16 protein-coding genes, 2 pseudogenes and 1 CRISPR repeat array are annotated in these 19,375 nt (G+C 37.5%); of the genes and pseudogenes, 14 read left to right on the forward strand and 4 right to left on the reverse strand.

Translation table 11 applies throughout. The features are described 5' to 3' along the window. Positions 1-66: 66 nt before the first annotated feature. Positions 67-576, reverse strand: a pseudogene (locus WJM97_RS20375) (nickel-dependent hydrogenase large subunit); the annotation flags it as partial. A 61-nt stretch (positions 577-637) separates the two neighbouring features. Then, a complete protein-coding gene (locus WJM97_RS20380) occupies positions 638-1,600 on the reverse strand; it encodes a hydrogenase small subunit (protein ID WP_353930578.1) in 963 nt (320 codons plus the stop codon). Between the two features lie 521 nt (positions 1,601-2,121). Here WJM97_RS20380 and WJM97_RS20385 point away from each other — a divergent pair. The 12 genes from WJM97_RS20385 to hypB all read left to right on the forward strand — a co-directional run bounded on the left by WJM97_RS20385 (position 2,122) and on the right by hypB (position 12,826). Continuing rightward, positions 2,122-3,102, forward strand: a complete 981-nt coding sequence (locus WJM97_RS20385; RefSeq protein WP_353930579.1) for a hypothetical protein — start codon at positions 2,122-2,124, stop codon at positions 3,100-3,102. A 22-nt stretch (positions 3,103-3,124) separates the two neighbouring features. Continuing rightward, entirely contained in the window at positions 3,125-3,385 is a 261-nt protein-coding gene (locus tag WJM97_RS20390; RefSeq protein WP_353930580.1) for a hypothetical protein, read from the forward strand. A gap of 12 nt (positions 3,386-3,397) precedes the next feature. Beyond that, complete coding sequence (locus WJM97_RS20395) at positions 3,398-3,622, forward strand: hypothetical protein (RefSeq protein ID WP_353930581.1); 225 nt, start codon at positions 3,398-3,400, stop codon at positions 3,620-3,622. A gap of 160 nt (positions 3,623-3,782) precedes the next feature. Next, the gene (locus WJM97_RS20400; protein WP_353930582.1) at positions 3,783-4,778 is read left to right on the forward strand and encodes a tRNA-dihydrouridine synthase family protein; all 996 of its coding nucleotides are present in this window, start codon (positions 3,783-3,785) and stop codon (positions 4,776-4,778) included. Positions 4,779-4,974: 196 nt separating this feature from the next. Further along, entirely contained in the window at positions 4,975-6,144 is a 1,170-nt protein-coding gene (locus WJM97_RS20405; protein ID WP_353930583.1) for a hypothetical protein, read from the forward strand. 74 nt (positions 6,145-6,218) lie between these two features. Beyond that, complete coding sequence (hypF, locus tag WJM97_RS20410) at positions 6,219-8,564, forward strand: carbamoyltransferase HypF (protein WP_353930584.1); 2,346 nt, start codon at positions 6,219-6,221, stop codon at positions 8,562-8,564. 47 nt (positions 8,565-8,611) lie between these two features. After that, positions 8,612-8,860 (forward strand): HypC/HybG/HupF family hydrogenase formation chaperone, encoded by a 249-nt coding sequence (locus tag WJM97_RS20415; protein ID WP_353930585.1) that lies wholly within the window; start codon positions 8,612-8,614, stop codon positions 8,858-8,860. 58 nt (positions 8,861-8,918) lie between these two features. Continuing rightward, positions 8,919-10,067: a hydrogenase formation protein HypD gene (hypD, locus tag WJM97_RS20420; RefSeq protein WP_353930586.1), complete on the forward strand. Its 1,149-nt coding sequence runs from the start codon at positions 8,919-8,921 to the stop codon at positions 10,065-10,067. Positions 10,068-10,108: 41 nt separating this feature from the next. Beyond that, the gene (locus tag WJM97_RS20425) at positions 10,109-10,324 is read left to right on the forward strand and encodes a 4-oxalocrotonate tautomerase family protein (RefSeq protein ID WP_353930587.1); all 216 of its coding nucleotides are present in this window, start codon (positions 10,109-10,111) and stop codon (positions 10,322-10,324) included. 139 nt (positions 10,325-10,463) lie between these two features. After that, positions 10,464-11,567, forward strand: coding sequence for a hydrogenase expression/formation protein HypE (gene hypE / locus WJM97_RS20430; RefSeq protein WP_353930588.1), 1,104 nt, complete (start codon positions 10,464-10,466; stop codon positions 11,565-11,567). A 117-nt stretch (positions 11,568-11,684) separates the two neighbouring features. After that, positions 11,685-12,026, forward strand: a complete 342-nt coding sequence (gene hypA / locus WJM97_RS20435; RefSeq protein ID WP_353930589.1) for a hydrogenase maturation nickel metallochaperone HypA — start codon at positions 11,685-11,687, stop codon at positions 12,024-12,026. After that, positions 12,017-12,826, forward strand: coding sequence for a hydrogenase nickel incorporation protein HypB (gene hypB / locus WJM97_RS20440; protein ID WP_353930590.1), 810 nt, complete (start codon positions 12,017-12,019; stop codon positions 12,824-12,826). Before hypA ends, hypB begins: the two co-directional genes overlap by 10 nt. Before the next feature lie 107 nt (positions 12,827-12,933). Next, a CRISPR array of direct repeats spans positions 12,934-14,953; the repeat unit is 37 nt; unit sequence GTTTCAATCCCTCATAGGGATTAAGTGGAATTTCAAC. A gap of 258 nt (positions 14,954-15,211) precedes the next feature. On the opposite strand, the gene WJM97_RS20445 is transcribed toward hypB, so the two are convergent. Then, positions 15,212-16,150, reverse strand: a complete 939-nt coding sequence (locus tag WJM97_RS20445; RefSeq protein WP_353930591.1) for a phosphoribulokinase — start codon at positions 16,148-16,150, stop codon at positions 15,212-15,214. A 259-nt stretch (positions 16,151-16,409) separates the two neighbouring features. On the opposite strand from WJM97_RS20445, the pseudogene WJM97_RS20450 reads away from it, so the two are divergent. Continuing rightward, positions 16,410-16,643, forward strand: a pseudogene (locus WJM97_RS20450) (DUF4351 domain-containing protein); the annotation flags it as partial. 131 nt (positions 16,644-16,774) lie between these two features. Further along, positions 16,775-17,437, forward strand: a complete 663-nt coding sequence (locus WJM97_RS20455) for a class I SAM-dependent methyltransferase (protein ID WP_353930592.1) — start codon at positions 16,775-16,777, stop codon at positions 17,435-17,437. Between the two features lie 107 nt (positions 17,438-17,544). Here WJM97_RS20455 and WJM97_RS20460 read toward each other — a convergent pair whose 3' ends face one another. Beyond that, positions 17,545-19,014, reverse strand: a complete 1,470-nt coding sequence (locus WJM97_RS20460; protein ID WP_353930593.1) for an ammonium transporter — start codon at positions 19,012-19,014, stop codon at positions 17,545-17,547. Positions 19,015-19,375 lie beyond the last annotated feature (361 nt).

Raw genomic sequence — 19,375 nt, forward strand, 5'->3', positions numbered from 1 at the left:
AACCAGGGAATAATTATAACTATCCTGAAAAATCCTTGATATATAAGCAATTTATTAATTTATTTCCATATAACTGCTGTGCGGCCATTGTCCCCCTAATAAAGCGTAAATTTCTACAGGTTTAGCGGAGATGGTAATACCTATTTCATAGGACTTACCTGTAAAAGCAGCAAAGCGGCGACAAGCTTCATCATAAAAGCGACTACTGCGATAATTTTTATTAGTTAAATCAATGGCAAACAATCCGTAAAAATAACGAGGAATACTTTGGATTGTTTCGACAATTTGACCTAAATTTCTGGCTAAAATTGCATTAGGAGGAACTTCTGTTCCCCAAGCAGTATCTAAAGCCCAAGAAGCAGAACTTAAATGTGAACCACCACAAATTCCGCAAATTCTAGGAGTAACAATTAACCCAGCTTGGGGGTCTTTTCCCTTTAAAATTACTTCAAAACCGCGAAATAATTCTGCATGAGTCCAAGCATTTGTAACATAACCATCTTCGATTTCCACACGGACATCTAAATCACCCTCGACTCTACCGACGGGGGCGATATCTAATGTTTGAATTGGCATAATTTTGGGTAATTGGTAATAGGTAATAGGTAATAGGTAATGGGTAATATCTAATGCCCAATTAAACTAAGAAAAAGTCTTCATCTGTCCATTTTGGTGCTGCATCTTTAGCAACAACGGTGAGGACTGCGTAATCTTGTTGATTGATTCCGGGGGGTATTTCTTTGGGAACTCCCATAACAGTTTGGGTTTTAAATACTGTTCCCGGTTTCAGGTCATGGAAAGGAAATTCTGGTTCTGTACAACCAATACAGGGCATTCCGGCGCGGGTTTTTGATGATACCCTGTTCCAAAGGATGCGGTTACAGGAAGCATGGGTCATGGGGCCGCGACAACCCAAGTCATAAAATAGACAGCCTTTGCGTTGTCCAAATTCGGCGGTTGTGGCTTTGTAGGCAAAATGGATGTTGCGGGTACAACCAGTTTCGGCGTAGGTGTTAAAGAAGGTTTGGGGACGATGTAGGTCGTCTAAGGCAATATCACCAACACGTCCGGTAGCTATGGCGACTAATATCTGCGTTATCCAATCAGGATGGGCGGGACATCCGGGAATATTGATGACAGGTAAACCAGCCTTGCTGAGAAAATCTTTACCTAAAAAACCCCCTTCTTCCCGTTTGAGAAATTGTAAACCATTGGATTCGCTGGGGTTGGGTGACATGGCGGGAATACCACCCCAGGTAGCACAGTCACCAATGGCGACGACGAAACTAGCAGCTTTGGCTAGGTCGTTTAACCATTCTTTGGTGGGGCGGTCTGCGAAGCGATTCCATTCTCCCGTACCGTTGGGGGCGTTCACGACGCTACCTTCAAATACTAAAATGTCGAGGGGAGTTGTGCCTAAAACACATTCCCACAGCAGGGTTTGGAGGTTGTCACCGAGTTCTAAACCCAGGGAAGGATGCCAGAGGATGTTAATGCCAAAGTCAGCAATTAAATCGCAAGCTGTCGGTTCTTCGGCGTTAAGGAATGACATGGTGTCACCTGAACAAGCACCACCTTGCAACCAGAGTACATTTGTCATTGGCTATGATTTTTCTATTGTTGATGTGGAGATTTGGGCGGGTTGATTTCGCCTTTGTTGATGTGGAGATACGCAGGACAATAAAACTTTATTAATATTGGAATTTCTACTGATGAGTTAATTTGTAGAATTTCATTGTTTGATCAATATTGTTATTTTAACATACAGTTATTGTCTGAATCAGGATTTACAGGATTTAAGGATTTACAGGATTTTTGTTTGCTTGATGATACACAAATCATTACCAAAGTGATAAATTAGTTGACACTAAAATTAATATTAGTAAATTTACGCTAGATTTTTATGAAAATACTATTTTATAGTGGAAAGTATTGATGTAATTACCTTTGCTGCAACCTGAAAAACAGATGAGGTAAAAATACTTTATGTCAAGAAATCAGGAGTCAGAATAACTTTTTAAAAACTGACTGCTGTTAGCTATTGCAAAATTGGGGAATCTGTAAAAACTGAATAACTGCGTAAATCGGCTTAGTTGATGACTCAATTACTATGGCCAATTTATGAATTTTAGCGTTACAGATTCAGCCGTGAAAGCTGCTATAGCGGCCATTTCTAATGAGTCAGCGACAGCGGAAGAAAAAATCCAAATGCTGATAGAAATGGCACAGGGTTTTTTGAAAAAACCGAAAAGTTCCCAAGATTTACGTAATAGTTTAGGGTTATTTTATCGTGCTTATGAAATGTGTGGTGAAGACTATCTTTTATGGAAAGCACGAGCGAAGGTAGGAATAGCAGGTACTTTACAAATAATTCCTGATTCTGACCCTCAATTGTTGGTGCAAGCTAAGGAAAGTTACGAAGAAGCTTTACCAATTTTACAAGAATTTGCTGAACCTGTAGAAGTAGCAGAAACCCAGTTGAATTTGGGGTTAGTTTTACAGTCTTTAGTTCCCCATAGTTTAGCGCGGATGACTGATAGTATCCAAGCTTATCATCAGGCTTTGCGGGTATTTACTTGGGAAGAGTATCCCCAAGAATATGCGATTTTACATAATAACATTGCGATCGCCTATCTTTCTATGCCCATGTCATCAGAAAGAGAATATTTGCGTCAAGGTTTAGCAGTACAGTCTTTTGAAGCAGCACTTGAACATATTAACCTAATTGACCATCCCAGAGAATATGCCATGTTGCAAAACAATTTGGGTAATGCTTTGCAATATTTAATGAGTTCCCATCCCATTGATAATAATTTGCGGGCTATTTCTGCTTATGAGGAAGCTTTAAAAGTGCGTAATGCTCAGGATACACCCTTAGAATATGCTAACACCATTTCTAACAAAGCTAATGTACTTTTTAACCTTCCAGATGATCCAGAAAAACCAGAATTAGGTAATCCTGAAAATCTGATTAATGCTAAATTGTACTATCAAGAAGCCTTGCAGATATTTACTGATTATCAAGAAATTGAGAAAGTGGAAATAGTAGCTCAAGCACTCAAAGAATTAGAAGCAGAAATACAAGCTTTTGAGTTAAATTGACCTCAAATTAGGAGCAACCAAGATGTTTGATTTTGTCAATAATCCAGAATTCAGAAATTTCCTACATAGTTTAAATACAGACATCAATTTTGCAACTGTATTAGCTTGGTTAGTCATTGCTGTTATTTTATCAATGCTTGGTGGTGCGATGGGGGGAATGATGTTAGCCGGTAAAGAGATAGGCTATAAATTTTCAGCAATTATTGGTAGTTTATTTGCCCCTGCTGGTGTGATTCCTGCCATTGTTTTAAGTTTGCTGATTGTCAATTTTATTCACAAATAAATAGGAGGAGCAATGTTAGAATTAGGTTGGTTTTCGTTAAAGTTATTTCTCAAGGGTAAATTATTTCGAGATACTGGATATTTCCTGCGTCAAACTTTAATTGCTTGTACTATCGGTACACTATTAATAGTATTATTATCTCTTGCACCAATGCCTATTTGTATTCCTATTACTGTTGGTAGTTTAGCTACAGGTTTAATAATGCCTCTTGTGTTACAAGATTTCCGGATGAAGTAATTTTGAATCTATACAATTTTAAGTGTTCAATCCCTACAGATTTATCTGAGGGATTTAATTATTGTTGAACGCAGATAAACGCAGATAAACGCGGATTTTTATGGATAATTTGAAGAGATTATTTCTGGTATAGTTAAGGATTGACTTTTTCAAATTTTCTATGTCCCAGGTATCTCTCCCCCTGACTGCACTTGCACCTATGCAGGATGTAACAAATCTCTGGTTTATGAGGGTTATTGCCCATTATGGTAGTCCTGACTACTTCTTTACTGAGTATTTTCGCGTGCATGATAGCTCACGGCTGAATCGTAAAATTCTGACAGCAATCACTGAAAATGATACTGGTCGTCCTGTTTTTGCACAAATGATTGGTGAAAGCATTCCCGATTTAGTGAGAACAGCCAAGGAACTATGCAAATATAATATCGCGGGAGTAGATTTAAATATGGGCTGTCCAGCGCCGAGAATCTATCGGAAAAATGTTGGGGGTGGGTTGCTGCGAGAACCGGAAAAAGTAGACCGGATTTTGGGGGAACTGCGTGATACTGTGAATGATAAACCTTTAACTGTGAAAATGCGGGTAGGTTTTGAAAATACAGATAACTTTTACAAAATACTAGATATAATTACTGACCATAATATTGATTTACTGAGTTTGCATGGTCGCACTGTCAAAGATATGTACCACGGAGAAGTTAAATATGATTTGATTGCGGAAGCGGTGCAACGGGTTGATTGTCCAGTGTTGGCTAATGGTAATATTAACTCGGCGCAAACTGCCCTGGATGTGCTTTCCCAAACGGGTGCAGCGGGTGTGATGGTGGGACGTTGGGCAATTGGGAATCCTTGGTTGTTTAATCAAATTCGTCAGGCTTTGGGAGGAGAAGCGATTACACCTGTTCCTTTAGTAGAGGTACGCAAATATATTGATCGTTTATACCAAACTCCCACAGTCCCAAATATGCCAGAACGAGCGCGGGTGGGCTATATGAAAATGTTTCTTAACTACATTGCTTTAAGTGTTGATACTGAGGGTGAGTTTCTGCGATTGATGCGACGAACGCAGACTGAGGTAGAATTATTTAATTTATGCGATCATTTCCTTGTTGTTGATATTACAAAAACTTTAGCCTTAGCACCTTTTTTGAATGTGTAATTATTAAGCGATTATCTATTATTTAATTGGATTGATTGAGGGTACTTCATTTGACAATGAATATAGTCGCTACATGATTTAATTGATATTGTAATTTATTTAACAGAAAATCCACAGAAAATAAAGGAAATTGATATAAATATTCCGGATTTTATCATCACACAAAACCTGGTATAATTACTTTTAAAATTACTAAATGTTAAATCATAAAACTGAACATCTAAATATTTTACCCCTATCTTCCAACGCTGCCAAAATCATCTTAGGAAACAACACCACACCCGAACAAATCACCATCCCTCTCGAACCAAATCCATCAACAATGTTCGGACCCCGTGCAGCTTGTTTAATCTCACCAACCGGACCATTATGGGTTTCAGATACGGGACATCATCGTTTATTAGGATGGCGAAATTTACCTACAGAAGATAACCAAGCGGCAGATTTAATTATTGGACAACCGGACTTTTTTAGTGAAGGACAAAATGCTAAAGGTACACCAGGAAAAAATACATTGAGTGTTCCTACAGGTATTTGTAAATATGGTGATGGTTTAGCGGTTGCTGATGCTTGGAATCATCGGATTTTAATATGGTATAATCTCCCAGAAAAGAATAATCAACCCGCAGATTTAGTATTAGGACAAAGTAATTTTGTCGCTAACGAACCTAACCGGGGAAGTCAAACACCAGCAGCTAATACTCTACATTGGCCTTATGGAATTTTATGTTATGAAAATCAATTATTTGTCGCTGATACTGGAAATAGAAGATTATTAATTTGGCAGAGTTTACCTACGGAAAATGGACAACCTGCGGATATCGTTTTAGGACAACCAAACATGACATCTCGGAATGAAAATGGTGGTGGTTCTCCCACTGCTGCAAGTATGCGTTGGTGTCATGATATGACGATTTGGGATGATAATTTGGTGGTGACAGATGCGGGTAATAATCGGGTGATGATTTGGTCAGGAATACCTACAGAAAATAATAGTCCTTGTGCTGTGGTTTTGGGGCAAAAAAACTTTAATTTTGTAGAATTAAATCAAGGTGTTTATTTTCCTAATCGTAGTAGTTTAAGTATGCCCTATGGTGTAGATATTTGGGGTGATTATTTAATAGTTGCTGATACTGCTAATTCTCGTTTGTTAGGATGGAAAAAACGAGATAATATTTTTTTGTTGCAGGGTGCGGATGCTGATATGGTTTTTGGACAGGATAGTTTTATTAGTAAGAGTGAAAATAAAAATTTTGGTTTACCGACTAGGGAAAGTTTAAACTGGTGTTACGGGGTTAAGATTTGTGAGGGAAATGTGGTAGTTTCTGATTCTGGGAATAATCGGGTTTTGATTTTTCAATTTTAATATTATTGTGGGGTGGGCATCTTGCCTGCCCAAAGCATTAGAATTATCTCACGCAAAGACGCAAAGGCGCAAAGATGATAAGAGAGGAAATTAGGGTTCGGGGTACTGTTCAAGGTGTGGGTTTTCGTCCGATGGTGTATCGTTTGGCGAAGGTTTGTGGGTTGAAGGGTGATGTTTGTAATGATGGGGATGGGGTTTTAATTCGGGTTTGTGGGAGTGAGGAAAAAATTACGGAGTTTGTGGATAGATTGTATCAGGAATGTCCACCTTTGGCGAAGATTAATGAGTTAATTAGAAGTGAATATTTGGGTGATTTTGATTTTACTGATTTTGTGATTTCTCACAGCGTTAGTAATAGGATAAAAACGGAAATTGCTGCTGATGCAGCTACTTGTTCTCAGTGTCAAAGGGAGATTTTTGATCCTTTTAGTCGTTATTTTCGTTATCCTTTTACTAATTGTACTCATTGTGGACCAAGGTTAACGATTATTCGGGCTATTCCCTACGATAGAAATAATACGAGTATGGTTAAGTTTCCGATGTGTGGAAACTGTGAACAGGAATATCAAGATGTGGAAAATAGGCGTTTTCATGCCCAACCTGTGGCGTGTTTTAAGTGTGGTCCAAGTGCATGGTTAGAACGTGCTGATGGTAAACCTGTTATTGCTGATATGTTTTCGATGTTGGATGATGTGGATGCAGTTTGTACTTTATTACAAAAGGGTGAAATTGTTGCTATTAAAGGTTTAGGTGGGTTTCATTTAGCTTGTGATGCTACTCAAGAAATGGCAGTTAAAAAATTAAGAGAACGGAAAAAACGTGATCATAAACCTTTGGCTTTGATGGCTAGGGATATCAATATTATTTCTGAATATTGCTATATTAATGATTTAGAAAAAACTTTATTAAATAGTCCTGCCGCACCTATTATTTTATTAAATATTAAACCTGAAAAACAGGTAGCTGCTTCAATTGCACCAGGTCAAAATACTTTGGGGTTTATGTTACCTTATACTCCTTTGCATCATTTAATTCTCAGAAGAATGAATCGGCCGATAGTTTTAACTAGCGGTAATATTTCCGATGAACCACAATCTATAGATAATGAAGATGCTAAAAATAAGTTATCGAAAATAGCTGATTATTTTTTATTGCACAACCGCGATATTGTTAACCGGGTTGATGATTCAATTGTCAGAGTTATTGATAATAAAATCCAAACTCTCAGACGTGCGAGAGGATATGCACCAGCACCAATTATTTTACCATCTGGTTTTGAGAAAGTACCGCCAATTTTAGCAATGGGTAGCGAGTTAAAAAATACCTTTTGTTTATTAAGAGCAGGTGAGGCGATTTTATCCCAACATTTAGGAGATTTAGAAACTGCTGCTGCTTTTAATGCTTATCAAGAAACATTGAATTTATATCTGAACTTATTTCAACATCAACCAGAAATAATTGCTATTGATAAACATCCAGAATATTTATCATCTAAACTCGGAAAAGAACTAGCAGAAACTAACAATATTAAAATAAATGAAATTCAACATCATCATGCCCATATAGCAGCTTGTATGGCAGAAAATCAAATTCCATTAAATACAAAACCTGTATTAGGAATAGCATTTGATGGTTTAGGATATGGGGAAGATGGGAAATTTTGGGGGGGAGAATTTTTATTAGCTGATTATTGTAAATTTCAAAGATTAGCAACATTTAAACCAGTAGCCATGATAGGAGGAAAACAGGCAATTTATCAACCTTGGAGAAATACATATTCTCAATTAATTAATGCTTTTGCTTGGGAAGAAATCAAAGAAAAATACAGCGATTTAGAAATAATCAAATTTCTAGAAATTAAAAACCCTACACTACTTAACCAAATTATTAAAAAAGGTATTAACTCACCCCTAACATCATCGGTAGGAAGATTATTTGATGCAGTAGCAGCCGCAATAGGAATTTGTCCGGAAAAATGTAGCTATGAAGGACAAGCAGCGATAGAAATGGAAGCCATAGCTAATATTAACATATTAAACAATGATAAAGAAACTATAGATTATCCCTTTAAAATTGAAAAAGCAGATAAAATTGATTATATAAATTCTGCCCCAATGTGGGAAGGAATATTAAAAGACCTCAAGCAGAAAATTCTACCATCAGAAATAGCTGCTAAATTTCACATTAGTTTAGCTATTTTAATTACGGAAATAGTCAAAAACTTAAAGCAAAAATATCAATTTAATCAAGTAGTATTAACAGGGGGAGTATTTCAAAACCGCATACTGTTAGAACAAACAAGTAAACGATTAAAAAACATAGGAATAAAAGTTATTACCCATAGTATAGTACCAGCAAATGACGGAGGTTTATCACTAGGACAAACTGTTATAGCTGCTGCGAAATACTTAAATAAATAACATAAAAACTCTGCGTGATACTTAATCTTAAAAAAAGGAAACTAAAAATGTGTTTAGGAATACCAGGACAAATAATAGAAATAACCAACCCAGAACATAAACTAGCAATAGTTAATGTTGGAGGAGTAAAACGCCAAATAAACATAGCGTGCATCGTAGACGAAGAACATCCACCAGAAAAATGTATCGGAGACTGGGTACTCGTTCACGTAGGTTTTGCCATGAACAGAATCAACGAACAAGAAGCAGCAGAAACCTTAAAACTCCTGCAAGAAATAGCCCAAACATACACCTAAAAAACCCCTTTCTTCCTTTGCGACTTTGCTCCTTTGTACCTTTGCGCGAAACAAAAATATGAAATATGTAGACGAATTTCGCAACCCAGAAAAAGCCCAAGCCTTAACAAAAGAAATCGCCAAACTCAGCCAACAAATAGACAAACATCTCAAAATAATGGAAGTATGCGGAGGACATACCCATTCAATTTTTAAATACGGCATCGAAGAAATATTACCCAAAAACATCGAACTCATACATGGGCCTGGTTGTCCAGTATGCGTCATGCCTAAAGGTAGAATAGACGATGCGATCGCCCTTTGTCAAAACCCCAACGTCATCTTCACCACCTTTGGTGACGCAATGCGCGTACCCGGTTCAAAAACCAGCTTATTACAAGCAAAAGCCCAAGGTGCAGATATTAGAATGGTTTACTCACCCTTAGATAGCCTGAAAATTGCCAAAGAAAACCCCAATAAAGAGATAGTATTCTTCGGTTTAGGCTTTGAAACCACCGCCCCCAGCACCGCTTTTACCATCCTCCAAGCAGCCGCAGAAAACATTACTAATTTCAGTTTATTTGCCAATCACGTATTAGTAATTCCCGCCTTACAAGCATTATTAGAAAATCCCGATTTACAACTAGATGGTTTTGTTGGGCCCGGTCATGTCAGCATGGTCATAGGAACAGAACCTTACGAATTTATCGCTCAAAAATATCATAAACCCATCGTTGTTTCTGGATTTGAACCATTAGATATATTCCAATCAATTTGGATGTTATTAAAACAAATAGTTGAAAATCGCTGTGAAGTCGAAAATCAATATAATCGTTTAGTTGAAAAATCAGGAAATCAAAACGCCATCCAAGCCATGAACCAAGTTTTTACACCCCGTGAAAAATTTGCATGGCGCGGTTTAGGAGAAATCCCCAATTCTGGTTTTCAAATACGTAAAGAATACGCCCAATTTGATGCTGAAGCTAAATTTCATCTTCCTAATTTAACAGTTCCAGATCATAAAGCCTGTCAATGCGGAGAAATTCTCAAAGGAGTTGTCAAACCTTGGGAATGTAAAGTATTTGGTACAGCTTGCACACCAGAAAATCCCATTGGTGCTTGTATGGTTTCTTCCGAAGGTGCTTGTGCAGCATATTATAAATATGGCAGACTTTCTACAATGGCAAAAAAAGCTACAAAACAAACAAAAGAACCTATTTCTCTGTGATAAATAATTATTAATTTGAGGAAATATTTGAGGTCATTTATATGCCATTTGTTACTGTCCAAATCGGTAAAGGTCATTCTCTAGAAAAAAAGCGGAAATTAGCACAAGCTGTTACCGATGCTTTAGTTTCTGCACTGGGTACAAAGCCTGAATGGGTAACTGTTCATATTGATGAATTTGAACGGGATAATTGGGCAGTTGGTGGTGTTTTACACTCTGATAAACACAGCGGTAGACATGATCAAACTGGGAGATAAAACAATTAAATAATATTTGGTTTGTGGGGTGGGCATCTTGCCCGCCTAAGTGTTATTTTCTCACATAAAGCCGCAAAGGAGCAAAGTAAGAACAGAAAGGTTTTTAAGTTAATAAGTTTATAAAATGAAGATGTTTAATATGGAAGTTTACAATAATCAAGAAGTTAAAAATCCGTTGTTTGATCAGATTGAAAAGGTGCGTCGTCGCAGCAATAAAGTTAAAGATACTTATATTAATTTATCTCACGGTAGCGGTGGTAAGGCGATGCGAGATTTAATCGCTGATGTGTTTGTGAAAGGTTTTGATAATCCGATTTTATCACAGTTAGAAGATCAGGCAAGTTTTGATTTATCACAACTTTCTCAATTAGGAAATAGGTTGGCTTTTACTACTGATTCTTATGTGGTTGATCCTTTATTTTTTCCTGGTTCAGATATAGGTGAATTGGCTGTTAATGGTACCGTTAATGATTTAGCTGTGAGTGGTGCTAAACCTCTCTATCTCACTTGTAGTATGATTTTAGAGGAGGGTTTAGAGTTAGAAATTCTCAGAAAAGTTGTTTTTAGTATGCAAAATGCTGCCCAAAAAGCAGGGGTACAAATTGTCACGGGAGACACTAAAGTAGTTCATCGTGGTTGTGCTGATAAACTGTTTATTAATACTGCTGGTATTGGGATTATTCCTGAAGGAATTGATATTTCTCCTCGCAATATTCAAGTGGGTGATGTGGTAATTGTTAACGGGGAAATAGGAAATCATGGTACTGCTATTTTAATTGCCAGGGGAGAATTAGAACTAGAAACAGATATAGAAAGTGATTGTCAACCATTACATGAATTAGTGGCAGAAATTATCAAAGTTTGTCCAGAAATTCGCGCTATGCGAGACGCAACTAGAGGAGGTTTAGCTACGGTATTAAATGAATTTGCCCAAACTGCAAATGTAGGAATTAGAATTAATGAAAACTCTATTCCTGTCAGAGACGAAGTGAATGGAATGTGTGAAATTTTGGGTTTAGATCCTCTTTATTTAGCCAATGAAGGTAAATTAGTTATTGTTGCACCGCCAGAAAAAGCGGATTTAATATTATCAACTATGCAAAATCACACAGCAGGAAAACAAGCAGCTATCATTGGTGAAATTATCCCCAATCCCCCAGGAATATTACTATTAAAAACAGCCTTTGGTACAGAAAGAATAGTTGATATGTTAGTAGGAGATCAATTACCAAGAATATGTTAAAAGTAGGTTGGGTTGACGCAAGGAAACCCAACATTTTCAAGAATATAGTTATCATAAATTTGTTGGGTTGCGCTGTCGCTTTACCCAACCTACAAACTGTCACCTGTCACCTATTATATGCACGAACTTGGAATAACCCAAAACATCATCGCCATCGTTAGCGAAAATGCCCAAAATAAAAAAGTCCAAAGAGTATTATTAGAAATTGGTCAACTTTCCGCAATTATGCCTGATGCTATTCAATTCTGCTTTGATATTTGTGCTAAAGATACAATAGTAGAAGGGGCAAAATTAGAAATTGTGGTAATACCTGGAATAGCTAAATGTCGCCAATGTGGTAATACATTTGATGTAGATAAACCCTTTGGAATTTGTGAATGTGGTAGTATAGAAATGGATTTAATAACTGGTCAAGAATTAAATATTAAAGAAATTGAGGTAGAAGAATTATGTGTGTAACTTGCGGCTGTGCTGATGATAACAATATAACTATTACAAATATGGAAAATCAACATCATCATACTCACACCTTAGCTGATGGGACGGTAATTACTCATACTCATAATCATCATGAACCAGCAGCAAATGTTCACGCTAAAATTCATCAGACAACTATATCTTTAGAACAGGAAATATTAGGTAAAAATAATTTATTAGCTGCCCAAAATCGCGGTTGGTTTAAGGGTAGAAATATCCTAGCTTTAAATTTAATGAGTTCTCCTGGTGCAGGTAAAACTACTTTATTAACTCGGACTATTAATGATTTAAAAGATAAGTTAAATATTAACGTGATTGAAGGTGACCAAGAAACTACTAATGATGCGGAAAAAATCAAATCTACAGGCTGTAAGGTGGTGCAAATTAACACGGGAACTGGTTGTCATTTAGATGCAGGAATGATAGAAAAAGGTTTACAAGAATTAAACCCACCTTTAGATTCTGTGGTGATGATTGAAAATGTGGGAAATCTGGTTTGTCCAGCTTTGTTTGATTTAGGTGAACAGTCTAAGGTGGTGATTTTGTCGGTGACGGAAGGGGAAGATAAACCTATTAAATATCCCCATATTTTCCGCGCTAGTGATATTATGATGCTGACGAAGGTTGATTTGTTGCCTTATTTAGAGTTTGATGTGCAACGTTGTATTGAATATGCGAAACAGGTAAATCCAAAAATCCAAATTTTTCAGGTTTCTGCTACTACTGGTGTGGGTTTGGATGAGTGGTATGGGTTTTTGTCCCGTCGGGTTGCTGTGGTTTAGTTGTTTTGGGTGTTGTTGATTCGGAGTATGATTTTTTGCACGCAGAGTCGCAGAGTCGCAGAGAGTAGGAGTTTTATTCTTAACTCTGCGATGCTTTGTTTTGTTTCGTTTCAATCCCTCATAGGGATTAAGTGGAATTTCAACGATTAAAGGAAAAGCCAGATTGGCAAGTTGTATTTGTTTCAATCCCTCATAGGGATTAAGTGGAATTTCAACTTGCCAGGTGGAGGAGGGAGTACGTTAAATTGTTGTATGTTTCAATCCCTCATAGGGATTAAGTGGAATTTCAACTTCCATAAATACCCAGCCCACGTCCCCTTTCGGTGAGGATTGTTTCAATCCCTCATAGGGATTAAGTGGAATTTCAACCTACTCTTTTGTTTGTCTTTATTCGATTGGGATATAAGTTTCAATCCCTCATAGGGATTAAGTGGAATTTCAACGGTTTATCACCTGCTCCATTTTAGGGAGCATCGGTTTCAATCCCTCATAGGGATTAAGTGGAATTTCAACCCGTACTCTTGATGATCATCTGATTTTTTAGGAGTAATGGTTTCAATCCCTCATAGGGATTAAGTGGAATTTCAACGGTTATTACAGTCTTTATACTTTTTATGATGAAGTAGTTTCAATCCCTCATAGGGATTAAGTGGAATTTCAACGACCTCCACATAAATGCTAAAAGTGGAAAAATAGGTTTCAATCCCTCATAGGGATTAAGTGGAATTTCAACTTTACATCTTAAAGGCAGTTCGTTCGAGCGGAGGTTTCAATCCCTCATAGGGATTAAGTGGAATTTCAACTTGGTAACGTGCCTTTTGGAAATTACAAAATTTCTGTTTCAATCCCTCATAGGGATTAAGTGGAATTTCAACCTCAAAATACCCACACTTTTCTATGGTTGTAATAGAAAGTTTCAATCCCTCATAGGGATTAAGTGGAATTTCAACTTTCTGTGTTAATGTGATGTATTTTATGCAGTGTCGTTTCAATCCCTCATAGGGATTAAGTGGAATTTCAACACTGATTCAAGATTCATTTGCTAATATTATGTATCGTTTCAATCCCTCATAGGGATTAAGTGGAATTTCAACCAGAATACATAGGAGTATTTCTATCTGATAATCAATAAGTTTCAATCCCTCATAGGGATTAAGTGGAATTTCAACAGAAAACCTGAATTTAGGATGTTGTTGGAAATATATAGGTTTCAATCCCTCATAGGGATTAAGTGGAATTTCAACTGTAGACGACCCCCAAGGTATAGCAAAGTTTGGGGTGCGAGGTTTCAATCCCTCATAGGGATTAAGTGGAATTTCAACATGGGGGAATTTCGGCAATTTAGTAGTGATAATTTTAAGTTTCAATCCCTCATAGGGATTAAGTGGAATTTCAACTGATAGTCTACGTATTGATTCAGCAGCAAGATTTGTTTCAATCCCTCATAGGGATTAAGTGGAATTTCAACAAATCTTGGCTTTCTCATTTGCCGCCCACCAGGTAAGTTTCAATCCCTCATAGGGATTAAGTGGAATTTCAACTATTTTCAAGCATTTCTGTAAATGATCTGATTGTGTTTCAATCCCTCATAGGGATTAAGTGGAATTTCAACCGAAAGTGGGTTAAGCACTGTCATGAATGATGGTGTTTCAATCCCTCATAGGGATTAAGTGGAATTTCAACTCGGATTGAAAGCGGTTCTCGCACTCCTGACGACGTGTTTCAATCCCTCATAGGGATTAAGTGGAATTTCAACAAAATGAAGCAATAGAAGAAGCTATTAAATCTAGGTTTCAATCCCTCATAGGGATTAAGTGGAATTTCAACTCAAGATGTCTTTGAACGCGATCGCTGAAGGAGAAAATACAACGTTTCAATCCCTCATAGGGATTAAGTGGAATTTCAACTTCATCGAATTGAAACGTGCCTTGAAGCCAATGGATAGGTTTCAATCCCTCATAGGGATTAAGTGGAATTTCAACTATAAGCACCGTTTGATTATCAAACACCACGTTGTAGTTTCAATCCCTCATAGGGATTAAGTGGAATTTCAACTACTCAAATCAGCACTATCGTCAATCAAAAAATCGGTTTCAATCCCTCATAGGGATTAAGTGGAATTTCAACTGCGGCACTGGGAAACCCTTGGCATATTTGATTTTCAAGGTTCAATTGCGCGGATGTCATAATCATAGTCCATTTCAGAAATCGTGTCAAGGGCAAAAAACGCTGAAACTCTTACTGCGTAAAGTGCGCGGGTGTACAGGAACATCAGATTGATAGAATCCAGACAGAGCAATACTTTCCAGCTTAATCATACTCACTCCGACTTAACACCTACCCATCCGCGCATTTTCACAGAATCTGCAACCAGATAAAATTTACCTATTGATAAATTTGCGTAGCTTTGAGCATATGATAGGTAATAATCAACTGTGTCAAAGCCAGAGGATAACTTTGTAGAGTTTCCCCAGTTGTACCAGCTATTGTACCCAATTCTGGATTAATTTCGCGATCGCAAACATTCTTTAAATAAGGCATATCATTACACATAATATGCTCAATATTATTCACCTGTTCCAAAGTAGCGTGGCCATCCACTTCCAGCACATCTACAGGTTTACCCATATCTCGGTCTAGTCCTAAACGTACCGCTGATTCAGCATGATTACTATCAGGTTGAATAATCTGCGTAAAATCTGGGTGAGGAATAGTTGGTCTTAATACCAAACGCACATTTAAATGATCATTACTTTCATCCTTATCTTCCGTAGGAGGATAAAAACTGACCACAATATCAGACCATTGACGTTGAGGACGAATAAAGTTTTCCGAATCTGGTTCGCGTTTTTGTAATTCCGCTAACACCTGTTCCTCAGAATAACCCCGTTTTTGGGTATCTCGTTTTACTTTCCACGTAGCTCTTAGTGATTCAGGAGGAGCAAGATATACTTTCACATCATAAGCATCACGTGCAGCACGGGTAGAATACCCCAGTAAACCTTCAATAATTACAAATTTACTCGGTTTAATATACTTGGGAGCTTCAAATGTACCTGTTTTGTGACTATAAACTGGCTTGAGAATTGCTTGTCCTGTGCGTAGCAGCGATAAATGTTGCTGCATAATATCTAAATAATTACAATCAGGATGTAGGGCTGTAATTCCTAATTCTGCTCGTTGTTGACGATCATAACGGTGGTAATCATCTGTACAAATGAGGGTAACATTTTCTGGCCCGAGTACCTGAGCAATACCTTTTGTTAGAGTAGTTTTTCCCGCTGCGCTATCACCGACAATACCAAGAATGATTGGACGATTCATTTTACCCCCTTTAACACAGGTTAATTACGTGATAATGTTTCTGGAGAACTTTTTTTAATTAGTTCATTAATTTTAGAGGGAAATTCACTCAAAAATTCCAGCTTTAACCATCGTCGCAACATCTCTCAACATAGAGGAGGAAAGAGGGAATAATTCTTGTTTCAAGCTCCTGATGTGAAAAGTGTAAAATTAGCATTTATATGTTTAATTTAATGTAAATGACTCGCTTTATACATGACCAGTTTGCCAAAGACTATGTTCAGAAACAGAAAATAGGGAGTTGATTATGCGATTAGCACCACTTTACCAGCAAGATCGAGAACTGGCGAAACAAGAAAGATTACACAAAGGATTACAGGAAGGATGACAAAGAGAAAGACAGCTAATTATCCATCTACTAAATCGTCCCATTGGTGAAATTGATTCCTCATTAATTCAACAAGTACAAGAATTATCTGTTGACAAACTTGAAGAATTAGGAGAAGCCTTGTGAGATTTTACCTCAGTTGCTGATTTAGAAACTTGGTTCAAATCTACAAACTAGATCCGAAAAATAGATCCGAGCATTGCCATTTTCTCATATCCTTAGATGACAAATTCCTAACTTCTCTTTATTTTAATACAATGATCAAACAAACTATAGGCTTAGAACAAAAAGTCTATGATTACTTGCTCTCAATTTCTTTACGTGAACCAGAAATTTTAACCCAACTGCGTCAAGAAACAGCCCAACTACCAGGTGCTATCATGCAAATTTCCCCTGAACAGGGGCAGTTTATGGCATTGTTAATTAAGTTATTAGGAGCTAAGAAAACTTTAGATATAGGTGTCTTTACAGGTTACAGTTCCTTGGTAGTAGCTTTAGCATTACCAACAGACGGAAAAGTTATCGCTTGTGACATTAACCTAGAAAGTACAGCAATAGCTAGGCGTTATTGGGAAAAAGCCGGAGTCGAAGACCAAATTGATTTACGTATTGCTCCAGCCTTGGAAACATTAGATGAGTTAATAGCAACAGGTGAAACTGAAAGTTTTGATTTTGCCTTTATAGATGCAGATAAAGGAAACTATGAAAACTATTATGAGCGATCGCTAAAATTAATTCGACCAGGTGGACTAATTGCTATAGATAATGTCCTGTGGTCTGGTAAAGTTGCAGATCCAGAAATTCAAGATAATAAAACCCAAAAAATCCGTGACTTTAACCAATTATTACATCAAGATGCCCGAATTAACCTGAGTTTAGTTCCCATTGCCGACGGCTTAACTTTAGCCATGAAAAAGTAAGCAACAATTAATAAGCAACAATTAAAAATTAAACTAAAAATTAAACAGACCTCCTACTTGTATCAAAGTTAGGAAGTCTGAATAATCACAACCAGAAAATTAATCAACTATTCATCATCTAAAACCCCAATTGTTGGGTTTCTAGGATCATTTTTTTGTTCTTCCACAAACTCCCCAACTGCATAGACATCAGGCCATACAGTTGCCCCATGTTCATAAGTATCAATACCGATTTTATCAGCTTCGGGATGAACACGTAATTTACCCATCGCTTTTAGCACACTGAACATTGCAAAAGCAAAAGCAACAGTGAATATTGCGATCGCCACTACACCCAAAATTTGCACACCCAGTAGATCAAAACCACCGCCTAAAAGTAGACCCGCTTTACCATTCAAGGTCAATTCTTTTTGAGCTAAAAAGCCCACAGCGATAGTACCCATCATGCCATTAATACCATGAACAGCAAAAGCACTAACTGGGTCATCAATGTGCAGTGATTCAATTAAATCAATACCCACAACAATCAAAATACCACCAGTAATACCGATTAAAACTGCCGCCCAAGGTAAGACAAAAGCACAGCCAGCAGTCACGCCTACTAAACCAGCTAAAGAACCATTGAGAGCGTAGGTTAGATCCCATTTATGAGAACGGAAATGCTGATAAAACAGAGCAGTTAAAGCACCTGCACCAGAAGCCATAGCAGTATTAATGGTTACCAAACCAATTAAACCAGTATTGCCAGTCCCCAAGGTTGAACCAGGGTTAAACCCAAACCAACCTACCCATAAAATCATCGCCCCCAGAGTTGCCAAACCTAAGTTATGTGCTGGTGGCAGTGTTCCCCAGGGTGTACGTCCTGGTCGTGGACCAATCAAATATGCACCAACTATGGCTGTCCAACCACCCACACTGTGAACCACCGCACTACCAGCAAAATCATGGAAACCCATTTTCGCTAACCAACCGCCGGAGTTCCATACCCAGTGAACAATAATGGGATAGCTAAACGCACCCATAATGGCACTGTAGATAATATCACCGACGAAGTTAGCTCTCCCCGCCATTGAACCAGTGGTAATAGTACTAGCAGTAGCAGCAAAAGCGAATTGGAAGAAGAATAAGGTATAAGTATTAATTCCAGTTTCTAAACCAGGAGCGCCCATCGGGTAACTACCATCTACACCAGGTAACTGACTCAGGAAAAAGGTATCTGTACCGATAAAACCCCCCGCACTTGTACCGAAAGCCACCCCAAAGCCAATACCCCACCAAACCAAGATGGTAATACAGGGATCAACGAAGTTTTCTACCAGGGCATTAACTACTCCTCTTTGTCTGAGCAAACCAGCTTCTAACATTGCAAAGCCAGTTTGCATGAAAAATACTAAAAATCCTGTCAGTAGTACCCAGGTGGTATCAATAGAAATTTGTAATTTTTCAGTTGTTGCTGCTAAAGATTCTATTGTTGGTGGATCAGCAGCTTGGACAACTGTAGGAGCGAAAACTGCAAACACCATTGAACCTATAGCTAGTGCTAGTAGGCGGTGTAAAGAACGATTAGATATATTCATTTGTTCTGCTGAATAAAAAGCTAAAATTGTTTTTTGGCTTACCCAAATAAATTAATTTACTTGGGGTTATTACACAAGGTTTTGCTCGTAAATTTCGATTGTTTGTCTGTATATTTTGTTTCTTTGATGTTTTGTATCTCTCCTCAAACATATTTACTTTTCAATGGATCAGAGTAACAGGAGTTTATTTTTCTAGGAAATTTCCTATCATTCATGAGAGATAATCATTAGTCAATGTGCGGTTAGTAATCTGGCATAAACCAGTTGATTTAATAATTAGTGAGTGAGAACGAGAATATACAGGAATTAGTTAGCTTAACTCCTGTTTTGGATTTGTGAAATTGTCAGTAAATAATTTGAC

It is taken from the genome of Okeanomitos corallinicola TIOX110, from assembly GCF_038050375.1.
Taxonomy (GTDB): domain Bacteria; phylum Cyanobacteriota; class Cyanobacteriia; order Cyanobacteriales; family Nostocaceae; genus Okeanomitos; species Okeanomitos corallinicola.